The organism is Streptomyces sp. NPDC005070, from assembly GCF_053600395.1.
Map to the genome: position 1 here is coordinate 1 of NZ_JBSFZS010000372.1, position 2,417 is coordinate 2,417.

Sequence of the window (2,417 nt, forward strand, 5' to 3'; positions counted from 1 at the left end):
AGGTCGGTGAAGCCGGGATCGCCGCTCGTGTCGGTGCGCAGCACCAGGGTGTTGACCATGAACCCGACGAGGTCGTCCAGGGCCTGGTCGGTGCGCGCTCGGCAGGCTGGCCGAGGTGCGGGAGGCCGCCGTGGCGGTCACCCACACCGACGCCGGCGAGGCGGAGCTGACCGCGTTCGTGGTACCGGAGGCGGGCGCTCTCGCCGAGGACGCCGTGCGCGCCCGCCTCCTTCAGGCGCTGCCGCGGAACATGGTCCCGGCCCGCTTCGTCGGCGTACCGGCCATTCCCCTGAGCCCGCACGGGAAGGTCGACCGCGCGGCGCTGGTCGACACCCTCAAGAACCGAGGACAGTGATGACTGCCGACAGCGTGCGCGCCATCTGGTGCCGGGAACTCGAGCGCGAGGACATCGCGGCCGACGACGACTTCTTCGCCCTCGGCGGCCAGTCCGTGATCATGGTCCGGATCCAGGGCGCCTTCCTGGAGGAACTGGGCGCCGAGGTCCCCATGGACCAGATGTTCCTCCACCCGACGGTGGCGTCGATCTCCGCGTACATCGCATCCCTGACGCCGCATCGATAGCGCGCCGGACCCCACCGAGACCTCCCGGCCCGCGGGCCGCGACACGTGCAGAAAACTACCTGGTTAGAGAGGCGCGCCATGTACGACGTGATTGTCATCGGTGCCCGTTGCGCGGGTTCGCCGACGGCCATGCTCTTCGCCCGGCAGGGCTACCGTGTCCTGCTCCTGGAGAAGGCGCGGTTCCCGCAGGACACGCTGTCCTCGCACTACATCCACATGCAGGGCATGGGGCTGTTGAACCGGTGGGGGCTGCTCGACAAGCTCCGCGACGCGGGCTGCCGGCCCATCACCCGCCAGAGCTACCAGGGCCCCGGGGTGCGCATCGAGGGCTTCTCCCTGCCCGTCGACGGCCTGACCCACACCTACGCGCCCCGCCGCTACGTCCTTGACCCGCTGCTCGCCGAGGGCGCCGTCGAGGCCGGCGTCGACTTCCGCGAGGGCTGCGCGGTCAAGGACCTGGTGTGGCAGGACGACCGGGTCGCCGGCGTGCGCTACACGACGCCCGAGGGCACCGAGACCACCGAGCGGGCGCGTCTGGTCGTCGGCGCGGACGGCATGCGCTCGCTGGTGGCCCGCAAGACCGGCGCGCAGAGCGTCATCGAGCACCCGCGGGTGAGCTGCACCTACTACAGCTACTGGGCGGGTGTCCCCTCGCACTTCGAACTGTACGAGCGGCCCGGCCGCTGGATCGGCGTCATCCCCACCAACGACGACCTGACCCTGCTGATGACCTACTTCCCGCAGGACCTCTACAACGAGGTCCGCAAGGGAGTGGAGCCCTTCTACCTCGACTCCTTCCGCACCACCGCGCCCGAGCTGTACGAGCGGATGCAGGCCGGCGAGCGCGTCGAGCAGATCTACGGCACGGGCCACCAGGAGAACTACTTCCGCAAGGCCTACGGTCCCGGCTGGGTACTGGTCGGCGACGCGGTCAACCACAAGGACTCCATCACCGCCCGCGGCATCACCGAGGCCTTCGCCCAGGCCCAGTCCCTCACCGACCACGTCGGCAGCCAGCTCCACGACGACGCCGCGCTGCGCACCGCGCTCAAGCGCTACGAGAACGACCTGAGCGGCGAGGCCCTCAGCCACTACCAGGGCGCCCTGAACGTGGCCGAGCTCAAGCCCGAGGGCCGCGTGGAGATGCTGCGGCAACTGGTCGGCCACCAGGAGCACATCGACCGCTACTTCTCGACCCTGTCGGGCGCGTGCTCCATCGACGACTTCTACAACGACGAACTGCTGGACCTGCTCGACCTGAACTGAGTGACGGCCTCCACCCTCCTGGTTCCGCCGATTTGGAGTAGCAATGATCCCGTTGTCGTTCGCGCAGCGCCGGCTGTGGTTCGTGGACCGATTCGAAGGCCCTTCGCCGACCTACAACGGCGCTTTCGCCCTGCGGCTGACCGGGGAGCTGGACGTCGGCGCGCTGCGGGCCGCGCTCGCGGACGTCGTCGACCGGCACGAGGTCCTGCGCACCGTGATCGTCGAGGGCGACGACGGCGTCCCGCACCAGCGGGTGCTGGCGCCGGGGGACAAGCCGTTCGACCTGACGGTCCTCGACGTCACCGAGCAGGAGCGGACGGCGGCCGTCGCCGAGGTGGCCACCGCCACCTTCGACCTGGCCGCCGACACGCCGATCCGCGCCCGGCTGCTGCGCTGCGCACCGCAGGAGCACACCCTGGTCGTCGTCGCGCACCACATCGCCGTGGACGGGGAGTCCTTCGGGCCGCTGTTCCGCGATCTCACCACCGCCTACGCGGTCCGCGCCGAGGGCGGTGCCCCCGCGTGGGAGCCGCTGCCGGTGCAGTACGCGGACTACACGCTGTGGCAGC

General features: G+C 70.4%; 4 protein-coding genes. All 4 read left to right on the top strand.

Annotated elements, in window-relative coordinates; translation table 11 throughout:
• The first annotated feature begins 115 nt into the window (after positions 1-115).
• Positions 116-355 (top strand): AMP-binding enzyme, encoded by a 240-nt coding sequence (locus ACWEBX_RS39180; RefSeq protein WP_451889475.1) that lies wholly within the window; start codon positions 116-118, stop codon positions 353-355.
• Complete coding sequence (locus tag ACWEBX_RS39185) at positions 355-582, top strand: phosphopantetheine-binding protein (RefSeq protein WP_451889476.1); 228 nt, start codon at positions 355-357, stop codon at positions 580-582. The genes ACWEBX_RS39180 and ACWEBX_RS39185 overlap by 1 nt, the downstream gene beginning before the upstream one ends.
• A 78-nt stretch (positions 583-660) precedes the next feature.
• The gene (locus ACWEBX_RS39190) at positions 661-1,848 is read left to right on the top strand and encodes an NAD(P)/FAD-dependent oxidoreductase (RefSeq protein ID WP_451889477.1); all 1,188 of its coding nucleotides are present in this window, start codon (positions 661-663) and stop codon (positions 1,846-1,848) included.
• Positions 1,849-1,891: 43 nt separating this feature from the next.
• On the top strand, positions 1,892-2,417 hold a 526-nt coding region (locus ACWEBX_RS39195; protein ID WP_451889478.1), incomplete at its 3' end, for a condensation domain-containing protein.

What these genes read in the sequence shown, in the direction of transcription:
- ACWEBX_RS39185 (WP_451889476.1), top strand. Translation starts at nt 355, where the DNA reads ATGACTGCCGACAGCGTGCGCGCCATCTGGTGCCGGGAACTCGAGCGC.
- ACWEBX_RS39190 (WP_451889477.1), top strand. Translation starts at nt 661, where the DNA reads ATGTACGACGTGATTGTCATCGGTGCCCGTTGCGCGGGTTCGCCGACG.